The following is a 19,177-nucleotide window of genomic DNA, read 5'->3' on the forward strand; positions in this document are numbered from 1 at the left end:
AGTGGATTACCAGCTTGCGGCGTCGTCCAGCGCCGGTGTGCTGGCGTCAGGCATCGGCTTCAGGCCATCCACTTTCAGCGGGTTGTCGGTGCGCACGATCTGATCGGGCCGTATGGTCATTTCTGTCTTGCGGCGCGGCAGATAGTGGTTGGACGGTTCGGTGCCCCATTCGGGCATCAGCTGGTAGCCGCCGCGCTCGCGTATCGCCTTCGACGCCGACGAATCGGGATCGTGCACGTCGCCGAAGATGCGTGCGCTGGTCGGGCAGGCCAGCACGCACGCCGGCTTGCGGTCACGCTCGGGCAGCGCCTCGTTGTAGATGCGGTCCACGCACAGCGTGCACTTGGTCATTTCCTTGCGCTCCGGATCGAGCTCGCGGACACCGTAGGGACAGGCCCAGGAGCAGTACTTGCATCCGATGCACTTGTCGTAGTCGACGAGCACGATGCCGTCCTGGGCCCGCTTGTAGCTGGCGCCGGTCGGGCAGACCGGAACACACGGCGGGTCCTCGCAGTGCAGACACGACTTCGGAAAGTGCACTGTTTCGGTGTTCGGGTAGCTGCCGACCTCGAAGGTCTGCACCCGGTTGAAGAAGGTGCCCGTCGGGTCTTCATCGTAGGGACTGAGGTCGGCCAGTGACCCAGCCGTGCCCGATGTGTTCCACGACTTGCAGCTCGTCACGCAGGCCTGGCAGCCCACGCAGACGTTGAGATCGATCACGAGTGCCAGCTGGGTCATTGCATGTCTCCTGCGCACAGTCCGCGTTCGCGGGCGAAGGTATGGGTCGGGGGGCTCATGAGCGCTTCTTCCAGTTGCCGACGAAGTAGGTCAGAACACCCGGGCGTGCCTTCGTGACGCCCGGCAGGGTCTTCATCGGTTCGAACTGCGGCCAGCTTTCCTTCGGTTCGTCGTCGCCGGCGCGATAGATGCGCACGCGCACGTCGTACCAGGCCGCCTGCCCGGTCACCGGGTCCGAGTTCGACGTTCGCCGCGAACTGCCCTGCATCGGAAGTTCTTCCGATATCAGGTGGTTCAGCAGGAAGCCCTTGCGCGCCTCGTTGGCCATGGGCCCGAGGTTCCACGCGTTGCTTGCCTTGCCGATCGCGTTCCACGTCCAGACGGTGCCGGCCTCGACCGCCTCGCTGTAGCGGCACATGCAGCGCACCTTGCCCCAGGGCGATTCCACCCACATCCAGTCACCGTCGCTGATGCCGGCGGCACGCGCAGTGGCCGGATTCACATGGAGGTAGTTGTGCGCATGGATCTGCCGCAGCCATGCGTTCTGCGAATCCCACGAGTGGTACATCGCCATCGGCCGCTGCGTCACGGCGTTCAGCGGGTAGCGCGTGGTGTCGGTGCTCTGTGATTCCAGCGGCGGGTAGTAGAAGGGCAGCGGGTCAAAGTACTTCTCGACGCGCTCGCGCAGCTCGGGCGGCGGCCGGCGGCCCGGCCGCTTTCCTTGCGCGGCCAGCCGGAAGCGCTGCATCACGTCGGAGTACAGGTGGATCAGGATCGGATCCGCGTCACGGCGCATGCGTACCCGCTGCGCCCACTCCATATAGCCCTTGTTCCAGTTGCGCATGTACTGGTAGGACGCGGGCAGCACGTAGTGAAAGACACAGTTGTTCTTTGCGTACATTTCCCACTGCTTCGGATTGGGCTCACCGCGTATGGCCTTCTGACCGTCCACGCCGCGCCAGCCGGCAAGGAAGCCGATGCCCGATCCCGGTTCGGTTTCGTAGTTCACGATGAAGTCCGGGTAGTCGCGGAACTTGCGCGAGCCATCCGGCCGCACGAATGCCGGCAGGCCGAGCCGGCTGCCAAGCTCGATCAGTACTTCCTGGAAGGGCTTGCACTGGCCCTTGGGCTCCACCACCGGAATGCGTACCGAGTCGACCGGACCATCGAACTCGGAGATCGGCCGGTCGAGTATCGACATCACGTCGTGGCGTTCCAGGTAGGTGGTATCGGGCAGGATGAGGTCGGCGAAGCCTGTCATCTCCGACTGGAAGGCGTCGCAGACCACGATGAACGGAATGCGGTATTCGCCGTCCTCGCCCTTGTCGTTCAGCATCTGGCGCACTTCGCTGGTGTTCATGGTCGAGTTCCATGCCATGTTCGCCATGAAGATGAGCAGGGTGTCGATCGGGTACGGATCGCCGCGCCAGGCGTTGGTGATCACGTTGTGCATCAGGCCGTGCGCCGACAGCGGGTATTCCCACGAGAAGCCCTTGTCGATGCGTACCGGTCGCCCATCGTCATCGACGCAGAGGTCTGCCGGGTCAGCCGGGAAGCCCAGGGGCATGCCGTCCAGCGGACTGTTGGGCTTGACCGCCTGCGGCCCGCGCGGAGGCTTGGCGATCGGTGGTATGGCGCGCGGAAAGGGCGCCTTGTGCCGGAAGCCACCCGGGCGATCGATGGTGCCCAGCAGCGACATCAGGATGGCCAGCGCACGTATCGTGTGGAATCCGTTCGAATGTGCGGCCAGTCCGCGCATCGCGTGGAAGGACACCGGGTTACCGGTCACGTGGTCGTGCTCGACGCCCCAGGAGTCGGTCCACGAGATCGGCAGGTGGATCTTCTGGTCACGGGCCGTCACGCCCATTTCGTGCGCCAGCCGGCGGATGGTGTCCGCCGGAACGCCGCAGATGCTTTCCGCCCATTCCGGCGTGTAGCTCTTGAGGCGGTCGAGCAGCAGCTGGAACGCCGGCTTCACCGGCGTGCCGTCGGGCAGTGCGTAGCAGCCGCGCAGGCGCGGGTCGGCGCCAGGCGTGTGGGTCGGGACCAGCTTGTCGGTCAGGCGGTCCCACCAGTACTTGTTGTGCGGGTAGTCTGGGTTCACCGGATCGCCCTCCGGGTCCATCGCGAACAGCCCGAAATCGTCGGCGTCGGGGTTCTGCATCACCAGCTGGCCGGCGTTGGTGTAGCGGGCCAGGAATTCCCGGTCGTACAGCCCCTTGGCGATGATCTCGTGACAGAGCGCCAGCAGCAGGGCGCCGTCGGTGCCCGGCTTGATCGGCACCCACTCGTCTGCGATTGCCGAATAGCCCGTGCGTACCGGATTGATGGACACGAAGCGGCCGCCATTGCGCTTGAACTTCGACAGCGCCACCTTCATCGGATTGGAGTGGTGGTCCTCCGCCGTGCCGATCATGATGAACAGCTTCGAGCGTTCGAGGTCGGGGCCGCCGAATTCCCAGAAGGAGCCGCCTATCGTGTAGATCATGCCGGCCGCCATGTTGACCGAGCAGAAGCCGCCGTGCGCTGCATAGTTCGGCGTGCCGAACTGCTTGGCGAACATGCCGGTGAGCGCCTGCATCTGATCGCGGCCGGTGAACAGCGCGAATTTCTTCGGATCGGTTTCGCGCAGTTTCTTGAGGCGCTCGGCGAGCAGTGCGAAAACTTCTTCCCAGCTGATCTCGTCGAACTCTCCGGCACCACGCTCGGTGCCGGGTCTGCGGATCAGGGGCTGGGTCAACCGGGCCGGCGACTGCTGTTTCATGATGCCTGACGCACCCTTGGCACAGATGACGCCCTGGTTCAGCGGGTGGTCCGGATTGCCGTCGATGTAGCGGACTTCGCCGTTGCGCAGATGCACGCGGATGCCGCAGCGGCAGGCGCACATGTAACAGGTGGTCTTCTTGACATCCAGTTCCTCCACCGGCTCGGCGTGCGGGTTCGACAGACGGACTGTGCTCATCGATGACTCCATGGTGAGATTGACGTTTGTGGCGCCTGCCGGCGGTCAGCGGGGGCTGCCATCGGGTAGCCATTCCTTGCATTGCCGGAAGATGCGGTACCGGCAGTTCGCGCAGATCCGAGGGTCGAAGTGCGGGTAAAGCGTGCCGATCACGTCGTCGCCGATCGCGAAGAGCCTGTCCCGTCCGATGTCGTCGAGCTGGCCGCCGCGCTCGAGCGTGCTGCGCGCCTGCTCGTTCAGCCGATGAAAGTAGAGCCCTCCACCACGCGCGCGCCGTCGCCGTGCCTCTTCCGCAAGCAGGTCCGCACCGGATGCATCTATGAAGTTGATGCCGGGCGCCAGGACGAGCAGATGTTTCTGCTCCGGATGAACTTCCTCGAGCTGGTGCAGGTGACGCTTCACGTGGTCGATTGCGCCGAAATACAGTTCGCCGTCGATGAACTCCATCTTCAGCTGAGGACAATCCGGCTCGTCGCGTTGCGGAACGAAGTGGTACTGGCCTTCGCCGGGTGCGGGCACGGCGGCGCGTATGCCCGGTCGCGCGGTGCGTTCGAGGTAGAGCACCAGTGAAAGAATGACGCCGGCGTAGATCGCGAATTCGAGCTGGAACACGAGCGTGGAGGCCAGCGTCGCGAACAGCACCGCGGACTCGCGCCGGCTGGTGCGCATGACGGCGCGGATGTGCTTCACGTCGATCAGCGCGTAGGCGACCATGAACAGGATGGCGGCCATCGACGCGATCGGCAGGTAGCGCGCGAGCGGCACGAAAAACAGCAGGGTCAGAACCAGGAAGCCGGCGGAGAAGACCGACGACAACGGTGTTACCGCTCCTGCTTCGTAGTTGATTCCACTGCGCGTGAACGATCCACTCGACACATAGCCCGAGAAGAAGCTCCCGGCCAGATTGGCCAGGCCCTGACCGAAGAACTCCTGGTTGCCGTCGATGTGCTGGCCGGATTTCGCCCCTACGGCGCGCGCGATGGACAGCGCTTCGGTCAGCGACAGCAGGGTGACGGCGAGCGCGATTGCGCCGAGCTGGTGCAGCACCTCCATTGACAGCATCGGTGCAGAAAGCGGCGGCAGGCTGCGCGGAATTTCCGACACCGTCTCGATGCCCGCATCGTGGCCGAGCATCGCTTTCACACCCAGCGCATAGAGGCTGCCGACCACCATGGCCACGATCATGTAGGGCACGCGTGGCAGGTGGCGTTTGGTGAGTATCCCGGCCGCGAGCGTTACCGCACCCACCCCTGCCACCTGCCAGTTGATGTCACCGGCTGCTGCCGCAAAGCGGGACAGCGTGCCGAAGAACTCTCCGCCGGAGCCGTAGTGCAGGCCGAAGAAGTTCTTCAGCTGACTCACTGCGATCAGTATGGCCGCGCCGGCGGTAAAGCCTATGACGACGCTGTGCGAGATGAAATTCACCAGCATGCCCATGCGCGCGAACGCGAGCGCAAGCTGCATCAGGCCGACCATGAAGGTGAGCGTCAGGACGTAGGCGATGTAGGTCGCGCTGCCCGGCTCGGCCAGCGGACTGATGGTCGAGAAAACCACGATGGAGAGCGCCGCGGTCGGGCCGGATACCAGATGTCGCGACGAGCCGAACAATGCTGCAAAGATGACCGGAATGATCGCGGCGTAGAGACCGTACTCCGGTGGCATTCCGGCGATGTGGGCGTAGGCCACCGCCTGGGGCAGCAGGATGATGGTTCCGCTCAGGCCAGCAACGGCGTCGCTGCGTAGCGATGCCCGGTTGACCATCGACCACCAGCGTCGCATCGGCAGCAATGACAGACCGGTTCTGTGGGCGCGGTTGGAGAGTGGATTCAAGCGTCGGGCTTCCGGGTTGGAGGTGTGCATCGACGGCGGGCTGAGGCTGTGGCGTGCGATGAATAGAGGGAGCGCATGACCGACCCCCTACGCAAGTTCAGTGCCACGGCTCATGCGCCTATGCAGCGCAAAGGCGTAACGGGCGAGGCATCAAGGCCGTACAGAGAGGATTGCGGAGCTGGCTTCCGGCCTGCGATGGGGGTGGCACCGTGCGCTGCCGACAGTTGCCGAGGTGATGGTGTTTCCTCAGGAAACGCTGCGGTGTTTCACGAGGAAACCGCACGCCCGGTCGCGGCGGAGAGAGCGTCGCGGTGAAGTCGTCGAGGCGGGCCGACGCGTAGCGCGCAGAAGGCCGCGCAGCAAAGGTTCTGACGTATTGACGCAGTCAGTTTTCTGCTGCCGGCACGCCTTCTGCTAAGTCGGGTTATCGGCGCATCACCGTCGATCCGAGCAGCAGTACGACATCACCTCGCTACGTACCGGAAAGGACCTCACATGTCTCGCAACGCAGTGGAGTGGAAGCAGACGCCGAGCTTCCCCGAATCTCACTATGTCGACACGCGCATCTATACCGAAGAGGACATCTTTCTCGACGAGCAGCGCAAGATCTTCAACAAGTGCTGGATCATTGCCTGCCACGAGTCGGAGATTCCGAACGCCTACGACTACCGCACGTTCAGCCATCCTGGCGGGCCGCCGCTCATCGTGATCCGCGGTGAGGACATGAAGGTGCGGACCTTCTACAACATCTGCCCGCATCGCGGCAACACGCTTCTTTACGAACCGGTCGGAAACGCCAAGCGCATCACCTGCATCTTCCACGCATGGTCGTTCAACGCGACCGGCGACTGCATCGACATTTCCCGCGGCAAGGAGGGTTATCAGGACCGCTTCGGCTGCAAGGATGCAGGACTGCGCGAGGTGAAGACCGAACTCGGGTTCGGTGGCTTCGTGTGGGTTAACGTCGATGACGAGAGCTGCACGCTGAAGGAATACATCGGCGAGGCGATGGGCATGCTCGATGAGCATCTCGAACAGCCGCTCGAGGTGTTCCACTACCACAAGGCGGTCGTGAATACGAACTACAAGCTGTGGCACGACACGAACAGCGAGTTCTATCACGACTACATGCATTACTTCAATCGCATCACCGGCATGATCCAGCCGGGCTACTTCGATCGGAAGTACACCGGGTATCCCAACGGACACGCTTCGGTCGGCTCGATGGCGATCAAGTACGACGCCTACGAGGGCAGCAAGGCACGCGGTGTGGGCTGGCCTGGTCTGGCTCCTGGCGGCTGGGTGCTCATCGATATCTTCCCCGGCATGACCTACAACCTGCGCACCTCGGTGCTGCGCATGGACACGGCGATTCCGCTCGGTCCGAACAAGCTGCTGATCGAGTTCCGCGGACTCGGGCTCAAGAGCGATACGCCTGAGCAACGCGCTGAGCGCATCCGCGACCACAACATGATCTGGGGGCCGTTCGGCCGCAACCTGCACGAGGACCTGCTTGGCGTCCACGGCCAGGGACTTGCGATGCGCGAGCGCACCGACAGTCGGTGGGTGATTCATGGGCGCGAAGAGAACATGACCATCCATGACGAGGGCGGGATGCGTCACTTCTATGCCGAATGGAGCCGCCGCATGGGACGCAAGGCCTACGACCCGTACGGCGAACAGGCTGCTGTGGCGAAGTGACTCCTGATCAACCGAACCGATACGAGAGGGCAAGCGTGGATACCAGAACCGCCATTACCGAACTCATCCACAGATCCGGTCTGATCATGGACGAGCGCGATTTCAAGGGCTATCTCGACCTGTGTGCGCCGGATTACCAATACCGGATCACTACATACAGCCCGGAGATCCGCAAGGACATGACGTGGCTCGAGCATGACAAGGCAGGCATGAAGTCGCTGTTCGACAACCTGCATCGGCACAACAGCGACAAGTCGCCGATCAGCCGTCACATCAATGTCTGCCTGGTCGACATTGATGAAGCGGCCGAAGAGGCCAGCGTCACCAGCACGATAGAGGTGTTCCGCACCACGCTGGATGGTGGCGAAACCGAGCTGTTCGCGGTGGGCAAGCTTTACGACACGGTGACGCTGGGCCATGACGGCCCGGCCTTGCGCAGTCGGAATGTGCGCCTCGATACGCGGCTGCTCGGCTACGGCTATCACATTCCGTTCTGACCTCGGCCGGGGACACGACATGAAGATCCAGGTCAACGCACGAAACCGTACACATCTGTTCGAAGCCTCACCGGGCGAGAAGATCCTGCACGGTGGTCTGGCGCGGGGCATCGCGCTTCCCTATGAATGTGCAAGTGGAACCTGTGGGACCTGCAAGGCGAAGCGGGTGTCGGGCGACATCGATGACGCCTGGCCTGACGCACCCGGACGCAAGAGCCTGAAGTCGGCAGATGAGTTCCTGATGTGTCAATGCGTGGCCCGGACCGATGTCGTGGCCGAGGTGCCAGCCTTCGTGCAGATGATGGATACCGGCTCCTGCGTGCCCTGCGCAGGTGCCGGGCGCATCGCCTCGACCGGGATGCTCACGCACGACGTGATGCTGATCGATGTCGAAACCGACGCACCGGTGGAATTCGACGCCGGCCAGTTCGTGCTGCTCGGTGTCGATGAGGTGGAAGGCATGCGCGGGTGGTCGATGGTCAATTTCGATCGCCATGCGCGCACCTTGCGCTTCGTCGTCCGCCGCAAGCCGGGCGGTGTGCTCTCGGACTGGTTGTTCGGCGCCGCATCGCGTGTCGGGACACGTGTGTCGCTGTTCGGGCCGCTGGGGCACGCAACCTTCTACCCCAGCCTCGGACGCGACCTGCTGTGCATCGCTGGCGGCAGCGGCATCGCTGGCGTCATGTCCATCCTTTCGCGTGCCGAGCAGGACGAGTACTTCGGCCGCCATTCGGGCGATGTGTTCTTCGGAGTCCGTACCTCGCGCGATGTGTACTTTCTCGACGAGTTCACCCGCTTGCGTCGTGTCTGTGGCGAGGGGCTCGCCGTCACCGTCGCGTTGAGCGACGAGGACCCCCCGTCCTCGCTGGTGAACGATTACCCGCTGATCCGCTTCGATCGTGGCTTCGTTCACGAGGTGGCCAAGCGGCACATGGTGGGACGCCTGGGCAACGTCATTGCCTACCTTGCAGGGCCGCCACCGGCGGTCGATGCCTCGATCCGGATGCTGCTGCTGTCGCGCGTCACCGCAGACAACATCCGGTACGACAAATTCAGCTAGGACTGCGGGCATGCAAAAACAGCGAATCTGCAGCGCGTCGGACGTCCCGGACAACGGGATGAAGAGCTACGACATCGAAGGCATGAAGATCCTCGTCGTGAACGCTGGCGAGTGCTTCCATGCATATCAGGGGCTGTGTCCGCACCAGGACGTGTGCCTCGACGAAGGTTACTTCGACGGCCAGTTGCTCACCTGTCATCAGCATCTGTGGCAGTGGGACATCCGGACCGGTGAGGCGGTCGGCCTGGCCGAGGCGCCGCTCGAGAAGTACGAGGTGGAGGTCAGCGATGGCGAAATCTTCGTGCTGCAGTCGAGTGCGCTCAAGGCGGTGGACATGTTGAAGGACGTCTCGGCGGCGTCGCTCGAGCGGCTGGAGGGACTGGCCCGACGGGAGCAGCTCTTGGCGGGCACGGTGATCTACGAGGTCGACGATCCAGCCGACGACCTCTACGTGCTCGAGTCCGGCCGCGTGGAATTCACGATAGGGCGCGATGACCGCACGAAGCTCGCGGGCTTCATGTTGCGCAAGGGCGAAGTGTTCGGCTGGGCAGCTTTGCTGGAACAGCACCCTCGACGCATCGCCCGCGCCGTCTGCCATGAGGACTCGGTGCTGTTGCGGCTGAACGGCGAAGCCATGCTCGATGCGCTGGAGGCCGATCCGACCTCGGGGCTGATGGTGATGCGACGGCTGGCGACGCTGGTCGCACGCCACACGACAGGACCCCAGAACAGTTAGTACCGGACCGGACAGACGGTCCCGAAGTATCCGGAAGGAACGGAGGAGAAGGTATGCAGATGCAGTGATGTGGCAGTGCGGAGACTTCGGTGTCCATACCAACAATCAGGAGGAGAGTTTGCCATGGGTAATCTCAGGAATCGGGTATGCAGGATGGTGTCGACGCTGCTTGCAGCGGCGGCGTGTGCGCTGGCAGGTGGCGTCGCGCAGGCCGGCGACATCAACTTCGGCAAGGTGGGGGAACCGGTGAAGCTCGTGGTGGGCTATCAGCCCTACTACACGGAGTCGTGGTCGGGCGTCGTCATGCGCGGCAAGAAGTTCTACGAGAAGTATCTGCCCAAGGGCTCCAAGGTCGACTTCGCGGTGGGCCTCCAGGGTGCGGTCGTCGTCAATGCGATGCTCGCAGGCAAGCAGCACATCGGCTACGTCGGCGACATGCCGGGCATCGTATCGACGACCAAGCAGCAGGTCGCCGACATCCGCATCGTCGCCGCGCTCGGCCTGGGCAAGGACCAGTGCAACATCTTTCTCGCCCGCAAGGACGCGCCCAACTTCGCATCGCCGAAGGAGGCACTGAAGTGGCTCAACGGCAAGAACGTGGCGGTGCCCAAGGGCAGTTGCACCGACCGCTTCGCGCAGGAGACCTTCAAGAAGGAGAGCATCACCCCGGGCGCCTATCTAAACCAGAACATCGAAGTCATCACCAGCGGCTTCCGCGCCGGCAAGCTGGACGCCGCGGTGGTCTGGGAGCCGACGGCGTCACGCCTGGTGCAGGAAGGTTTGGCGAAGCGCGTCGCGTCCGGAACGGCGGTCGACGAAAGCGACGGCGGCTTTCTCACCATGCGTGAGGACCTGATCCGCACCCGTCCGGATGTCGTGAAGGCTTGGCTGAACGCGGAGCTCGATGCCCAGCTCTTCCTCGCTGACCCTGCCAATGCGCAGGAAATCGCCCGCATGGCGATGGAACAGACCACCGGTTTCACCGAGCGTGCGCTCTGGTCTTCCATGTTCCTGCGCTATCCGGACAGCGCCGGCGGCGTCGATCAGCGCCTGCTGCTTCCCTTCACGATCACGCCCGAAGTTCAGGCACTCATTACCGATGCCACCGCCTTCCTGTTCGCCATCAAGAGCATCAACGTCGACAAGCTTCGCCCGGAAGCCGTGATGCCCGAGTTCACCCAGGCTGTCCTCAAGGAGCGCGGACTGACTTCGCCGATCGGTGCCGTCAAGGCGCTGCCGGAGTCCGCCTACAAGGGTAACTGAGCGCGTCCGCACGGGGCGGACGCGTCACACGTTGAATGCGAGGGAACATGGAACAAGTCGAACGCTTGCTTAAGCGGACCTTGCCCTTCCAGGTCGTGTCGCCGGAAACGCTGGACGGCATTGCCGAGATCTCGAGACATGAGGTCTTCAAGGCGGGTGAGGTCATCTACGGGGCTGGTCAGCCAGCCGAAGAGGTCTACGTACTGGTTTCGGGCCGGGTAGCGCATCGGATAGATCCGGAAATCAAGGCGCGTGTGCATGAGAAGGAGCTGCAGGTCGGCGACGTCTTCGGCTGGGCCGCGATACTCGAGGGCGAGAAGGTGCGGCTTGCCGACGTCGCCTGTATCGAGGCGGCCGAAGTCCTGAAGATCGACGGCGCACGCCTGCTCGACCTTCTGCGCAAGGACGTCAATTTCGGCGAGGCGGCGCTGAAGAGCTTTTCCCAGCTCATCAGCCAGCAGTACTACCTGCCGCCGTCGGTGTCCGAGCGCGTGCCGACCACGCTGTCCAAGGTGGGTGACACACATGCCCCCGCCTCGAACGAGGCCGAGCCCCAGACGGCTTCAGCGTGGACACTGACCATGTACCGGGCAGGCGAATGGCTGAGGAGCCCCGACCCCTACCTGATGATGGTGGGCTTCGCACTGATGCTGGGCTTCTGGTACCTGACGGTGGAGGTGCTCAAGCTGCCGCGTTTCGAGGATCTGCCGGGCCTGACTACGGTGGTGAAGGAGTGGTTCGCCGAGGATCCGGTCTATGGCATGTCGATCTACACGGCTGAGTACTACCAGCACATATGGGTGAGCATACGACGCGTAGCCATCGCCTTCCTGCTGGCGACCGTGCTCGGGGTGCCGCTGGGGCTGTTCCTGGGATGGTCGCGCAGCTTCCGCGAGTACGTATTCCCGGTGTTCGAGCTGCTTCGCCCTATCCCCATCCTCGCATGGGTGCCGCTGGCCATCATCATGTTCTCCGGCAGCGAGACGCCGGTCATCTTCCTCACCTTCCTCGCCTCCTTCTTTGCGACCGCACTCAACACGATGCTCGGTGTGGAGTCGATCGACGAGTCCTACACGCGTGCCGCCTGCTGTCTCGGGGCGAATCGCTGGCAGGTGTTCAAGGAGGTGATTGTTCCGGGATCCATGCCCTACGTATTCACGGGGCTACAGATCTCGGTCGGTGTCGCGTGGTTCTCGCTGGTGGCTGGTGAGATGGTGTCCGGACAGTACGGACTGGGCTACGTGATCAACACGTCCTACACGATGGTCAGATACCCCACCATCATCATCGGCATGGTGACTCTCGGCATCGTCGGTTACACGACGAGCGCGATGGTCCGGGTGGCCGGCAACTACATGATGCAGTGGCGTCTGCGTGAAATGGCTCTGGGAGGTCGGTGATGAGTGCTGTGCTTGAGAAGGTACGTACGCAGGGCAACGAGGCGCGCTACGGGGCGATCCGGATCGACGACGTGGTCAAGATCTACGATCCGGAAGGTGCCGCCGTAATGGCTGTCGATCACTGCACGCTGGACATCAAGGCGGGCGAGATCTGCATGATCGTCGGGCCGTCCGGCTGCGGGAAGACGTCGTTGCTGAACGCGATCGCAGGTTTCCACGACATCACTTCGGGCGCCATCTACATGGATGGCGAGATGCTCTGCGGCCCTGGCAAGCCGAAGGCAGACCCGGGCGCCGACCGCATCGTGGTGTTCCAGAACGGCGCGCTGTTCCCGTGGAAGACGAATCTCGAGAACGTCGCCTTCGGCCCGATGATGCAGGGCAAGCTGAGCAAGAAGGAAATCATCGAGAAGGCGCGCAGCATGATGGCGGATGCCGGCCTCAGCGGCACCGAGCACAACTATCCGGGCGAGGTGTCGTCGGGCCTGCGGCGGCGGGTCGAGATCGTGCGCGCACTGATGAACGACCCCAAGGTGCTGCTGTTCGACGAGCCCTACCGGGCGCTCGATTCGCTGACCCGGTCGGTGATGCACGAGTCGCTGCTCGACATCTACTACAAGAACAAGGTGACCATCTTCTTCATCACCCACGACCTGGAAGAGGCGATCTTCCTCGGCCACAAGCTGGTGATCATGACGACGCGTCCCTGCCGCCCGAAGAAGGTGCTCGAGGTCGACATCCCGCATCCGCGGGACTACAGCGTGCTGACCAGCCCGCGTTTCCGCGAACTGCTAGAGGAAACCGCCTCGGTCGTGCATGAAGAGGCGCGCAAGTCCTTCGCCTCCGGCGAGAAGGAGGGTTGAGCGATGAACATGAAGAAGATACGGCGTTCGCTGTTCAGCCGCACCACGCTGCGCGCCATCGTGTCGATCACCGTCTTCCTGATTCTCTGGGAGGCGGGATCGAGGTCGAAGGAATGGGCGGGCTTCACCATGCCCTGGATCGGACTGGTACCACCGCCGACCAGCGTTCTGGCGGTGTGGTGGGACCTTCTGGGTGATACCGGCTACTGGCAGAGCTGGTATCTGAGTCTGATGCGCGTACTGAGCGGCTTCGTCGCGGCGATGGTGATAGGCATTCCGCTTGGCCTGCTGATGGCGGTCAGTCGAACTTTCAATTCGATCACCTTCCCGTCATTCGAGATCCTGCGACCGATACCGCCGCTTGCCTGGGTGCCGGTCGCCATCATCTTCTGGCCGACCGAAGAGCTGTCGATTGCGTTCGTCACCTTCCTCGGCGCCTTCTTCACGGTGGTGATCAACGTGCTGGGTGGTGCGCGCTCGATCGACATGCGCTTCTACCAGTCGGCGCAGGCGATGGGCTCGTCGCAGTGGGACATCTTCAAGCGCATCGTGCTGCCGGCGACCGTGCCGTCCATCGTCGTGGGCTCATCGGTGGGCATGGGCATCACCTGGAACGTGGTGGTGGCCGCAGAGATGATTTCCGGCGGCGGTGGCGGCGGGGGGTCGGGCGGCGGACTCGGGTTCTTCATCTGGAACTCCTATGTCGGCGGCTCCTATGAGCAGATCGTCATCGGAATGATCAGCATCGGCATCGCCGGCTATGCGTGCAGCGAGCTTCTGCGCGGCATCGGCGGCTTCTTCACGCCCTGGCTCAGAACACGGTAAGGAGGCGAATCATGGCAAGTGCACAACACGGTGCGATGGCGCCGATCACCAGCAAGATCGCGATCAGTGCCGGGGAGATGATCGTCAGCAATGTCTGCAAGTCCTACGGCACGGGGCTGTTCGAGAAGAAGGTGGTGAAGGACTGTTCGTTCAATGTCGAGCGCGGCAAGCTCACCGTGATGATCGGTCCCTCCGGTTGCGGCAAGAGCACCCTGATCAAGTTGCTCGCGGGTTTCGAGAAGCCTACGAGCGGCAACATCCTGCTGAATGGCAAGCCGGTCACCGGGCCAGGTCGGGATCGACTGGTGGTGTTCCAGGAGTCGGCGCTCTTTCCGTGGATGACGTCCTACGACAACATCATGTACGGACCGATTGCGCGAGGTGAGGACGACAAGAAGGCGCGCGATCTCGCCGAGTTCCTGCTCGACAAGGTAGGCTTGCGCGACTTCCGCAGCAAGTATCCGATGCAGCTGTCGGGCGGCATGCAGCGCCGGGCGGAGCTGGCGCGCGCGATGATCAACAACCCAGAGGTGATGATCCTCGACGAGCCCTTCCGCGGACTGGACGCGATGTCGAAGGAGCTGATGTGGGAGTACTACTCGGCGCTGTACGAGGAGTCCCGCCGCACCACCTTCTTCGTCACCACCGACATCGATGAGGCGCTGTTCCTGGCCGACCGCCTGATCATCATGAGCAACATCCCGACCCGGGTGAGAGCCACCATCGAGGTGGACATTCCGCGGCCGCGCAAGCTGGCCGACTTCTTCCTTGGCGACCGCGCCAACGAGGTGAAGATGACCGCACTGTCACTGCTGCACGAGGAGGCGATGAGGTCCTTCGCCGGCGGCAGCAAGGCGGCGGCCGACTTCGTCGAATCCTATGCAAGGAGATCACAGAGGGCGTGACACGTCGCGCCGCATGGCGCGTGCGTCGACACCCGGACGGGCGTGCCTGACGGTGCGCCCGCAGGGAGCGCTCGCGCCAGAAAAACGTGGAGTCGCTTCACCGCGCCTCCGCGCAACAGCCGGACGGGGCAAAGAAAGCCCCACTCTTAACTATTCAAGACAGGCGGACACCATGACCCAGAACGTGATCGACATGCGCAGCAGACCTTCCTACCTGCATGATTTCTATGGCGCAACGCCCGACACCCCCTCGTTCGAGGTGGTGAAGTGGCTGAACCGCCGGACCGGATCCCAGGACGAGCTGCATTTCACCCGCTCGAAGAACGCCAGTTCCTTCGTCAAGGAGATCCGGGCGGCCGGGATTGCGCAGGCGGTGGTGGTTGGCCGGGACACGCCGGGGATCAAGCATTCGAACGATGAGATCATGAAGATGGTGTCGGAGCACAAGGAGCTCGTCGGCATCGGCTCGGTCGATCCGCACGCCAGCGGCATCAAGGCGGCGACCGACGAGATTGAACGTGCGGTCAGGAAGCTCGGCCTCAAGGGCATCAACATCGAGCCCGGCTTCTGCAACCCGCAGGTCGCCGCGGACGATGCACAGCTCTATCCGGTCTATGAGGCCTGCCAGGCGCTCGGCGTGCCGGTGACCATCATGTCGGGTCCGACCACGCCGCGCTTCGAGCTGACGGATCCGGCGTCCATTGGACGTGTGGCCAAGAATTTCCCGCAGCTCAAGATCGTCTGCTATCACGGCTTCTGGCCCTACGTGAACGAGATGATCGGCATCGCCTTCCGCTGGGACAACGTGTTCGTCGTGGCGGACATGTACATCTTCCTGCCCGGTGGTTCGCTGTATGTTGAGGCCGCCAACGGCTTCATGCAGGACCAGCTGCTGTTCGGCAGTTCCTATCCGTTCCGTGCGATGGGTCAGTCCGTCGAGGACTACCGTACCCTCGGCTTCAAGGAATCGGTCATCGACAAGGTGATGGGCGGCAACGCGAAACAGGTTCTGGGGCTTTGAGCGACGGGCGGGGAGGCGGCGATGAACTCGATGGGGCAAGCCATATCGATACGACGGGCAGACGATGATGACGTCGACTGGCTGCTCGACATGTACACATCGCTCGACTTCTCGCCCGAGCCATCGTTGCCGCTGGCCGATGCCCGTGCGCGCTTCCAGCGGATCGAGGGATACCCGGACTACCGGGTGTACGTCGCCGAATGCAACGGCGAACGGGTGGGAACGTTCGCCCTCATCATCATCGACGGGCTTGCACATGGCGGGCGTCCGCACGCGATCGTCGAGGACGTCGTGGTCGCACCGGGGCGTCGCAGCAGTGGAGTAGGTCAGGCAATGATGCGCTTCGCCATGGAGGGCTGTGCGCAGGCGGGCTGCTACAAGCTCGCGCTGTCGAGTCACCTGAGGCGAGAAAAGGCGCACCGCTTCTATGAAATGCTCGGGTTCGAGCGGCATGGCTACAGCTTCATGATCGAGTTCTGAACCATGTCGACGACGAAGTCGATGGCCTGCATCGTCACGCTTCAAGGATCAAAGGTAGGCAGCGACGTACCGCTTGCTCCGCGCCGGAAGCGCGCCGGTGTCTCGAGCGACGTACGAATCGGCGGAGGGTCAGTCAAGCGCCAGCATGCGGAGCGCCATCTCATTGAAGCGCTCGGAGATCGTCTCGGCGCCGAGGGAACCGTCCGGTCGCATCCAGAGGTAGCTGTAGAAATACATGCCCAGTACGCCTTTCAGCACCACGGGGTCGTATGGCCTGAAGAGACCCTGTTCGGCGCCGGCGATGAAGGCGTCCTTCCAGACACGTTCGTAGCGCGTGTGCAGCGCCAGCACTTCCGCACGGCGCGTATCGGTCAGCGACTGGACTTCCCGAAAGCACACCGTCAGCTCCGCCTGATGGGACGCGATCATCGAGATCAGGTGGTGACCCAGTATGCAGATGCGCCTTCTCGGGTCCGCTTCCTGTTCGGCGGTCACGGCAAGTTCGTTCAGATCGGTGATGTACTCGCGGGCAATGTCGTAGAGAAGGTCGTCCTTGCTGCGGATGTGGTGGTAGAGCGCCCCGCGGCCAAGCTGGACTGCGTTCTGCAGCTCCGTCATTCCCACAGCGTGATAGCCGCGCTCGGCAAAAAGGCGGGCGGCCGCCTTGACGATGCGTGCCCGCTGCGAACGGTCGTCCTTCGTGTCGACGCTCATGAGGTCGGCCCCGGAGGGGCCAGAGTCCAAAGATCTGCAGATCATAAATTACCCACTGTGCCTTGCGTTCAAAGCATCGTGCCCAAAGCGATGTGTTGAGCGACACCCACACGGTGGGGATGTCACGGAGCGAGTTTCGTCCGCCGCCCGAATGAATTGATTGATCCGTCCAGTCCGCCGACGTAGTATACCGACCGATCGGTACAGTCCCGGTCATCGGATGTTCCCAACCACCTGGAGGTCATCGTGGATCAGAAGATTGACGGAGTACGTTTGGTCAAGGCCGCTCGGGCCGAACTCGAGGCGCACAGTTCGATTACGCACAATCCGTCGCGACGGGCGATGCTCGCGAAGACGGCCGCTGCCGCGGTAACCGGGTTGGCTGGTGTCGGTGTCGCGCGCGCGGAGCCGCTCGCGGTGCCGGAATCGAACAAGGCGCTCGGACGCCCCTTGCCGCCGGAAGAATATGGAATGCCGTCGAAATACGAGTCGCACGTAAAACGACGGCGAACCGATGTTCTCGTTAACAGGCAGAACTACTCGGACTGGAGCTTCACGCCGCTGCATCAGCAACTGGGTACCGTCACGCCGAACGGGCTGATCTACGAAAGGCACCACAACGGGGTACCGGACATCAACCCCGATCAGCATCGCTTCGCCATTCACGGCATGGTCCGCCAGCCGCTGGTCTTTTCGATGTCCGACCTGATGAAGTACCCGTCGGTATCACGCTTCCACTTCATGGAGTGCTCGGGCAATGGCCTCACCGACTGGCTGAAGCCGGCGGCCCGCACCGTGCAGCAGACGCATGGACTGCTGTCGTGCGCCCAGTGGACCGGCATTCCGGTATCGACGCTGCTCGACGAGGCGGGCGTCTCGCCGTCCGCCACCTGGGCACTGGCCGAGGGCGCGGACGGTGCAGCTCACGCACGCAGCATTCCGATGAAGAAGCTGCTGGAGGATGCGCTCATCGTCTACGCGTCGAACGGCGAAATGCTCAGACCGGAAAACGGTTACCCGCTCCGTCTGTTCATTCCAGGCTGGGAGGGAAATGTCAGCATCAAGTGGTTGCGCCGGCTCAAGCTGGGCGACCAGCCCTGGCATCTGCGCAGCGAGACCGCGCGCTACACCGATCCGATGCCCGACGGGAAGTGGCGCCAGTTCAGTTTCGAGATGGAGGCGAAGTCGGTGATCACCTCCCCGTCGGGCAGTATGAAGATCCGCCCGGGTCCGATCGAGATCGTCGGCTTCGCATGGTCCGGCAATGGGAGCATACGCGCCGTGGACGTCACGCTCGACGGCGGCCGTACCTGGCGCCAGGCTAAGCTGGAAGGGCCGGTGATGGACAAGTGCCTGACGCGATTCCGGCTGCAGTGGAACTGGAACGGTGGTCCGACAACGATCGCCAGCCGCTGTGTCGACTCGACCGGCTACGTCCAGCCGACGGTCGAGGACATCCAGAAGGTGCGCGCGATCACCGGCTTCGTGCAGCACCACAATGGTGTGTTTCCGTGGTCCATCAACGAAGCAGGGGAGGTGAAGAATGCGATCGCTTGAAACAGTGACGATGGCCCTGGCGACTTCCATGGCGCTCATGGGCTGCGCCGGAAATGCGGTGAATTCGGCGACGGCATCGCCTCACGCTCGATCGATGGCGCTCGGCACCCCTGTCGTCGAAGCGGATCTTGCCGCCTGGAATATCGATGTCCGCGGTCCGGACGGGCAGGGCCTGCCCTCGGGATCGGGCAACGCACGGACGGGGAAGGCCGTGTTCGACGCAAAGTGCGCGTCCTGCCATGGCGCCGCGGCCGCAGGCGGACCGATGTTCGGAACCATGGTCGGCGGTATCGGCTCGTTCAAGACCGACAAGCGTCTGCTCACGCCGGGCAGCATGTATCCGTATGCGCCGGCACTGTTCGATTACATCCGCCGCGCAATGCCGCTGACCGAACCGCAGTCGCTCAGCAACGACGAAACCTATGCGGTGACTGCTTATCTGCTGCATCTCAACGGGTTGGTGGAGCAGGATGCCGAGATGAACTCGACCAGCCTGGCGGCGATCCGCATGCCGAATCGGGACGGCTTCATCGTCGACGACCGGCCGGATACGAGCGCTGCCCGGTGCATGCAGGACTGCAAGCCGCTGCGCACGAGCGTTGCAGCGCCGTAGAAGCTGTCGGCG

17 protein-coding genes are annotated in these 19,177 nt (G+C 63.1%); 13 read left to right on the forward strand and 4 right to left on the reverse strand.

Annotation, left to right across the window (positions count from 1 at the left end; all coding sequences use genetic code 11):
• Positions 1–6: 6 nt before the first annotated feature.
• From METRZ18153_RS0107625 to METRZ18153_RS0107635, 3 genes are read right to left on the reverse strand one after another with little or no spacing between them, the layout of a single operon-like run.
• Positions 7–738, reverse strand: coding sequence for a 4Fe-4S dicluster domain-containing protein (locus METRZ18153_RS0107625; RefSeq protein ID WP_020164164.1), 732 nt, complete (start codon positions 736–738; stop codon positions 7–9).
• A gap of 55 nt (positions 739–793) precedes the next feature.
• Positions 794–3,700 carry a molybdopterin oxidoreductase family protein gene (locus tag METRZ18153_RS0107630; protein WP_020164165.1) on the reverse strand — a complete coding sequence of 969 codons (2,907 nt, stop codon included), beginning with the start codon at positions 3,698–3,700 and terminating at the stop codon, positions 794–796.
• 45 nt (positions 3,701–3,745) lie between these two features.
• Positions 3,746–5,479, reverse strand: coding sequence for a SulP family inorganic anion transporter (locus METRZ18153_RS0107635; protein WP_157257283.1), 1,734 nt, complete (start codon positions 5,477–5,479; stop codon positions 3,746–3,748).
• 546 nt (positions 5,480–6,025) lie between these two features.
• Here METRZ18153_RS0107635 and METRZ18153_RS0107640 point away from each other — a divergent pair.
• From METRZ18153_RS0107640 to METRZ18153_RS0107690, 11 genes are all read left to right on the forward strand, one after another.
• Positions 6,026–7,231, forward strand: coding sequence for an aromatic ring-hydroxylating oxygenase subunit alpha (locus METRZ18153_RS0107640; RefSeq protein ID WP_020164167.1), 1,206 nt, complete (start codon positions 6,026–6,028; stop codon positions 7,229–7,231).
• 35 nt (positions 7,232–7,266) lie between these two features.
• Positions 7,267–7,728 (forward strand): aromatic-ring-hydroxylating dioxygenase subunit beta, encoded by a 462-nt coding sequence (locus METRZ18153_RS0107645; RefSeq protein ID WP_020164168.1) that lies wholly within the window; start codon positions 7,267–7,269, stop codon positions 7,726–7,728.
• Complete coding sequence (locus tag METRZ18153_RS0107650) at positions 7,676–8,788, forward strand: 2Fe-2S iron-sulfur cluster-binding protein (RefSeq protein WP_232415992.1); 1,113 nt, start codon at positions 7,676–7,678, stop codon at positions 8,786–8,788. Before METRZ18153_RS0107645 ends, METRZ18153_RS0107650 begins: the two co-directional genes overlap by 53 nt.
• 10 nt (positions 8,789–8,798) lie before the next feature.
• Entirely contained in the window at positions 8,799–9,524 is a 726-nt protein-coding gene (locus tag METRZ18153_RS0107655; protein WP_081629076.1) for a cyclic nucleotide-binding domain-containing protein, read from the forward strand.
• A 123-nt stretch (positions 9,525–9,647) separates the two neighbouring features.
• Positions 9,648–10,787, forward strand: coding sequence for an ABC transporter substrate-binding protein (locus METRZ18153_RS0107660; protein WP_232415993.1), 1,140 nt, complete (start codon positions 9,648–9,650; stop codon positions 10,785–10,787).
• Between the two features lie 47 nt (positions 10,788–10,834).
• Positions 10,835–12,187, forward strand: a complete 1,353-nt coding sequence (locus METRZ18153_RS0107665) for an ABC transporter permease subunit (RefSeq protein ID WP_020164172.1) — start codon at positions 10,835–10,837, stop codon at positions 12,185–12,187.
• The gene (locus METRZ18153_RS0107670) at positions 12,187–13,050 is read left to right on the forward strand and encodes an ABC transporter ATP-binding protein (RefSeq protein ID WP_020164173.1); all 864 of its coding nucleotides are present in this window, start codon (positions 12,187–12,189) and stop codon (positions 13,048–13,050) included. The genes METRZ18153_RS0107665 and METRZ18153_RS0107670 overlap by 1 nt, the downstream gene beginning before the upstream one ends.
• 3 nt (positions 13,051–13,053) lie before the next feature.
• The gene (locus tag METRZ18153_RS0107675) at positions 13,054–13,875 is read left to right on the forward strand and encodes an ABC transporter permease (protein WP_008060904.1); all 822 of its coding nucleotides are present in this window, start codon (positions 13,054–13,056) and stop codon (positions 13,873–13,875) included.
• Positions 13,876–13,886: 11 nt separating this feature from the next.
• Positions 13,887–14,780: an ABC transporter ATP-binding protein gene (locus METRZ18153_RS0107680; RefSeq protein WP_232415994.1), complete on the forward strand. Its 894-nt coding sequence runs from the start codon at positions 13,887–13,889 to the stop codon at positions 14,778–14,780.
• A 172-nt stretch (positions 14,781–14,952) separates the two neighbouring features.
• Positions 14,953–15,801, forward strand: coding sequence for an amidohydrolase family protein (locus tag METRZ18153_RS0107685; RefSeq protein WP_020164175.1), 849 nt, complete (start codon positions 14,953–14,955; stop codon positions 15,799–15,801).
• 21 nt (positions 15,802–15,822) lie between these two features.
• Positions 15,823–16,281 (forward strand): GNAT family N-acetyltransferase, encoded by a 459-nt coding sequence (locus tag METRZ18153_RS0107690; RefSeq protein WP_020164176.1) that lies wholly within the window; start codon positions 15,823–15,825, stop codon positions 16,279–16,281.
• 129 nt (positions 16,282–16,410) lie between these two features.
• Here METRZ18153_RS0107690 and METRZ18153_RS0107695 read toward each other — a convergent pair whose 3' ends face one another.
• Complete coding sequence (locus tag METRZ18153_RS0107695) at positions 16,411–16,995, reverse strand: TetR/AcrR family transcriptional regulator (RefSeq protein ID WP_020164177.1); 585 nt, start codon at positions 16,993–16,995, stop codon at positions 16,411–16,413.
• A gap of 246 nt (positions 16,996–17,241) precedes the next feature.
• Here METRZ18153_RS0107695 and soxC point away from each other — a divergent pair, with 246 nt between their 5' ends.
• Together soxC and METRZ18153_RS0107705 are read left to right on the forward strand one after the other, a co-directional pair.
• Positions 17,242–18,552 (forward strand): sulfite dehydrogenase, encoded by a 1,311-nt coding sequence (gene soxC, locus METRZ18153_RS0107700; RefSeq protein WP_232415995.1) that lies wholly within the window; start codon positions 17,242–17,244, stop codon positions 18,550–18,552.
• A complete protein-coding gene (locus METRZ18153_RS0107705) occupies positions 18,539–19,165 on the forward strand; it encodes a c-type cytochrome (protein ID WP_029143619.1) in 627 nt (208 codons plus the stop codon). Before soxC ends, METRZ18153_RS0107705 begins: the two co-directional genes overlap by 14 nt.
• Positions 19,166–19,177: the final 12 nt, after the last annotated feature.

The sequence above is a fragment of the Methyloversatilis discipulorum genome, from assembly GCF_000385375.1.
Classification (GTDB): domain Bacteria; phylum Pseudomonadota; class Gammaproteobacteria; order Burkholderiales; family Rhodocyclaceae; genus Methyloversatilis; species Methyloversatilis discipulorum_A.

Excerpts from the sequence above, each read along its gene's own strand:
- METRZ18153_RS0107670 (WP_020164173.1), top strand. The coding sequence starts at position 12,187 with ATGAGTGCTGTGCTTGAGAAGGTACGTACGCAGGGCAACGAGGCGCGC.
- METRZ18153_RS0107665 (WP_020164172.1), top strand. The coding sequence starts at position 10,835 with ATGGAACAAGTCGAACGCTTGCTTAAGCGGACCTTGCCCTTCCAGGTC.
- METRZ18153_RS0107690 (WP_020164176.1), top strand. The coding sequence starts at position 15,823 with ATGAACTCGATGGGGCAAGCCATATCGATACGACGGGCAGACGATGAT.
- METRZ18153_RS0107655 (WP_081629076.1), top strand. The coding sequence starts at position 8,799 with ATGCAAAAACAGCGAATCTGCAGCGCGTCGGACGTCCCGGACAACGGG.
- METRZ18153_RS0107630 (WP_020164165.1), bottom strand. The coding sequence starts at position 3,700 with ATGAGCACAGTCCGTCTGTCGAACCCGCACGCCGAGCCGGTGGAGGAA.
- METRZ18153_RS0107650 (WP_232415992.1), top strand. The coding sequence starts at position 7,676 with ATGTGCGCCTCGATACGCGGCTGCTCGGCTACGGCTATCACATTCCGT.
- METRZ18153_RS0107705 (WP_029143619.1), top strand. The coding sequence starts at position 18,539 with ATGCGATCGCTTGAAACAGTGACGATGGCCCTGGCGACTTCCATGGCG.
- METRZ18153_RS0107640 (WP_020164167.1), top strand. The coding sequence starts at position 6,026 with ATGTCTCGCAACGCAGTGGAGTGGAAGCAGACGCCGAGCTTCCCCGAA.
- METRZ18153_RS0107680 (WP_232415994.1), top strand. The coding sequence starts at position 13,887 with ATGGCAAGTGCACAACACGGTGCGATGGCGCCGATCACCAGCAAGATC.
- METRZ18153_RS0107660 (WP_232415993.1), top strand. The coding sequence starts at position 9,648 with ATGGGTAATCTCAGGAATCGGGTATGCAGGATGGTGTCGACGCTGCTT.
- METRZ18153_RS0107675 (WP_008060904.1), top strand. The coding sequence starts at position 13,054 with ATGAACATGAAGAAGATACGGCGTTCGCTGTTCAGCCGCACCACGCTG.
- METRZ18153_RS0107685 (WP_020164175.1), top strand. The coding sequence starts at position 14,953 with ATGACCCAGAACGTGATCGACATGCGCAGCAGACCTTCCTACCTGCAT.
- METRZ18153_RS0107625 (WP_020164164.1), bottom strand. The coding sequence starts at position 738 with ATGACCCAGCTGGCACTCGTGATCGATCTCAACGTCTGCGTGGGCTGC.
- METRZ18153_RS0107695 (WP_020164177.1), bottom strand. The coding sequence starts at position 16,995 with ATGAGCGTCGACACGAAGGACGACCGTTCGCAGCGGGCACGCATCGTC.
- METRZ18153_RS0107635 (WP_157257283.1), bottom strand. The coding sequence starts at position 5,479 with ATGCGACGCTGGTGGTCGATGGTCAACCGGGCATCGCTACGCAGCGAC.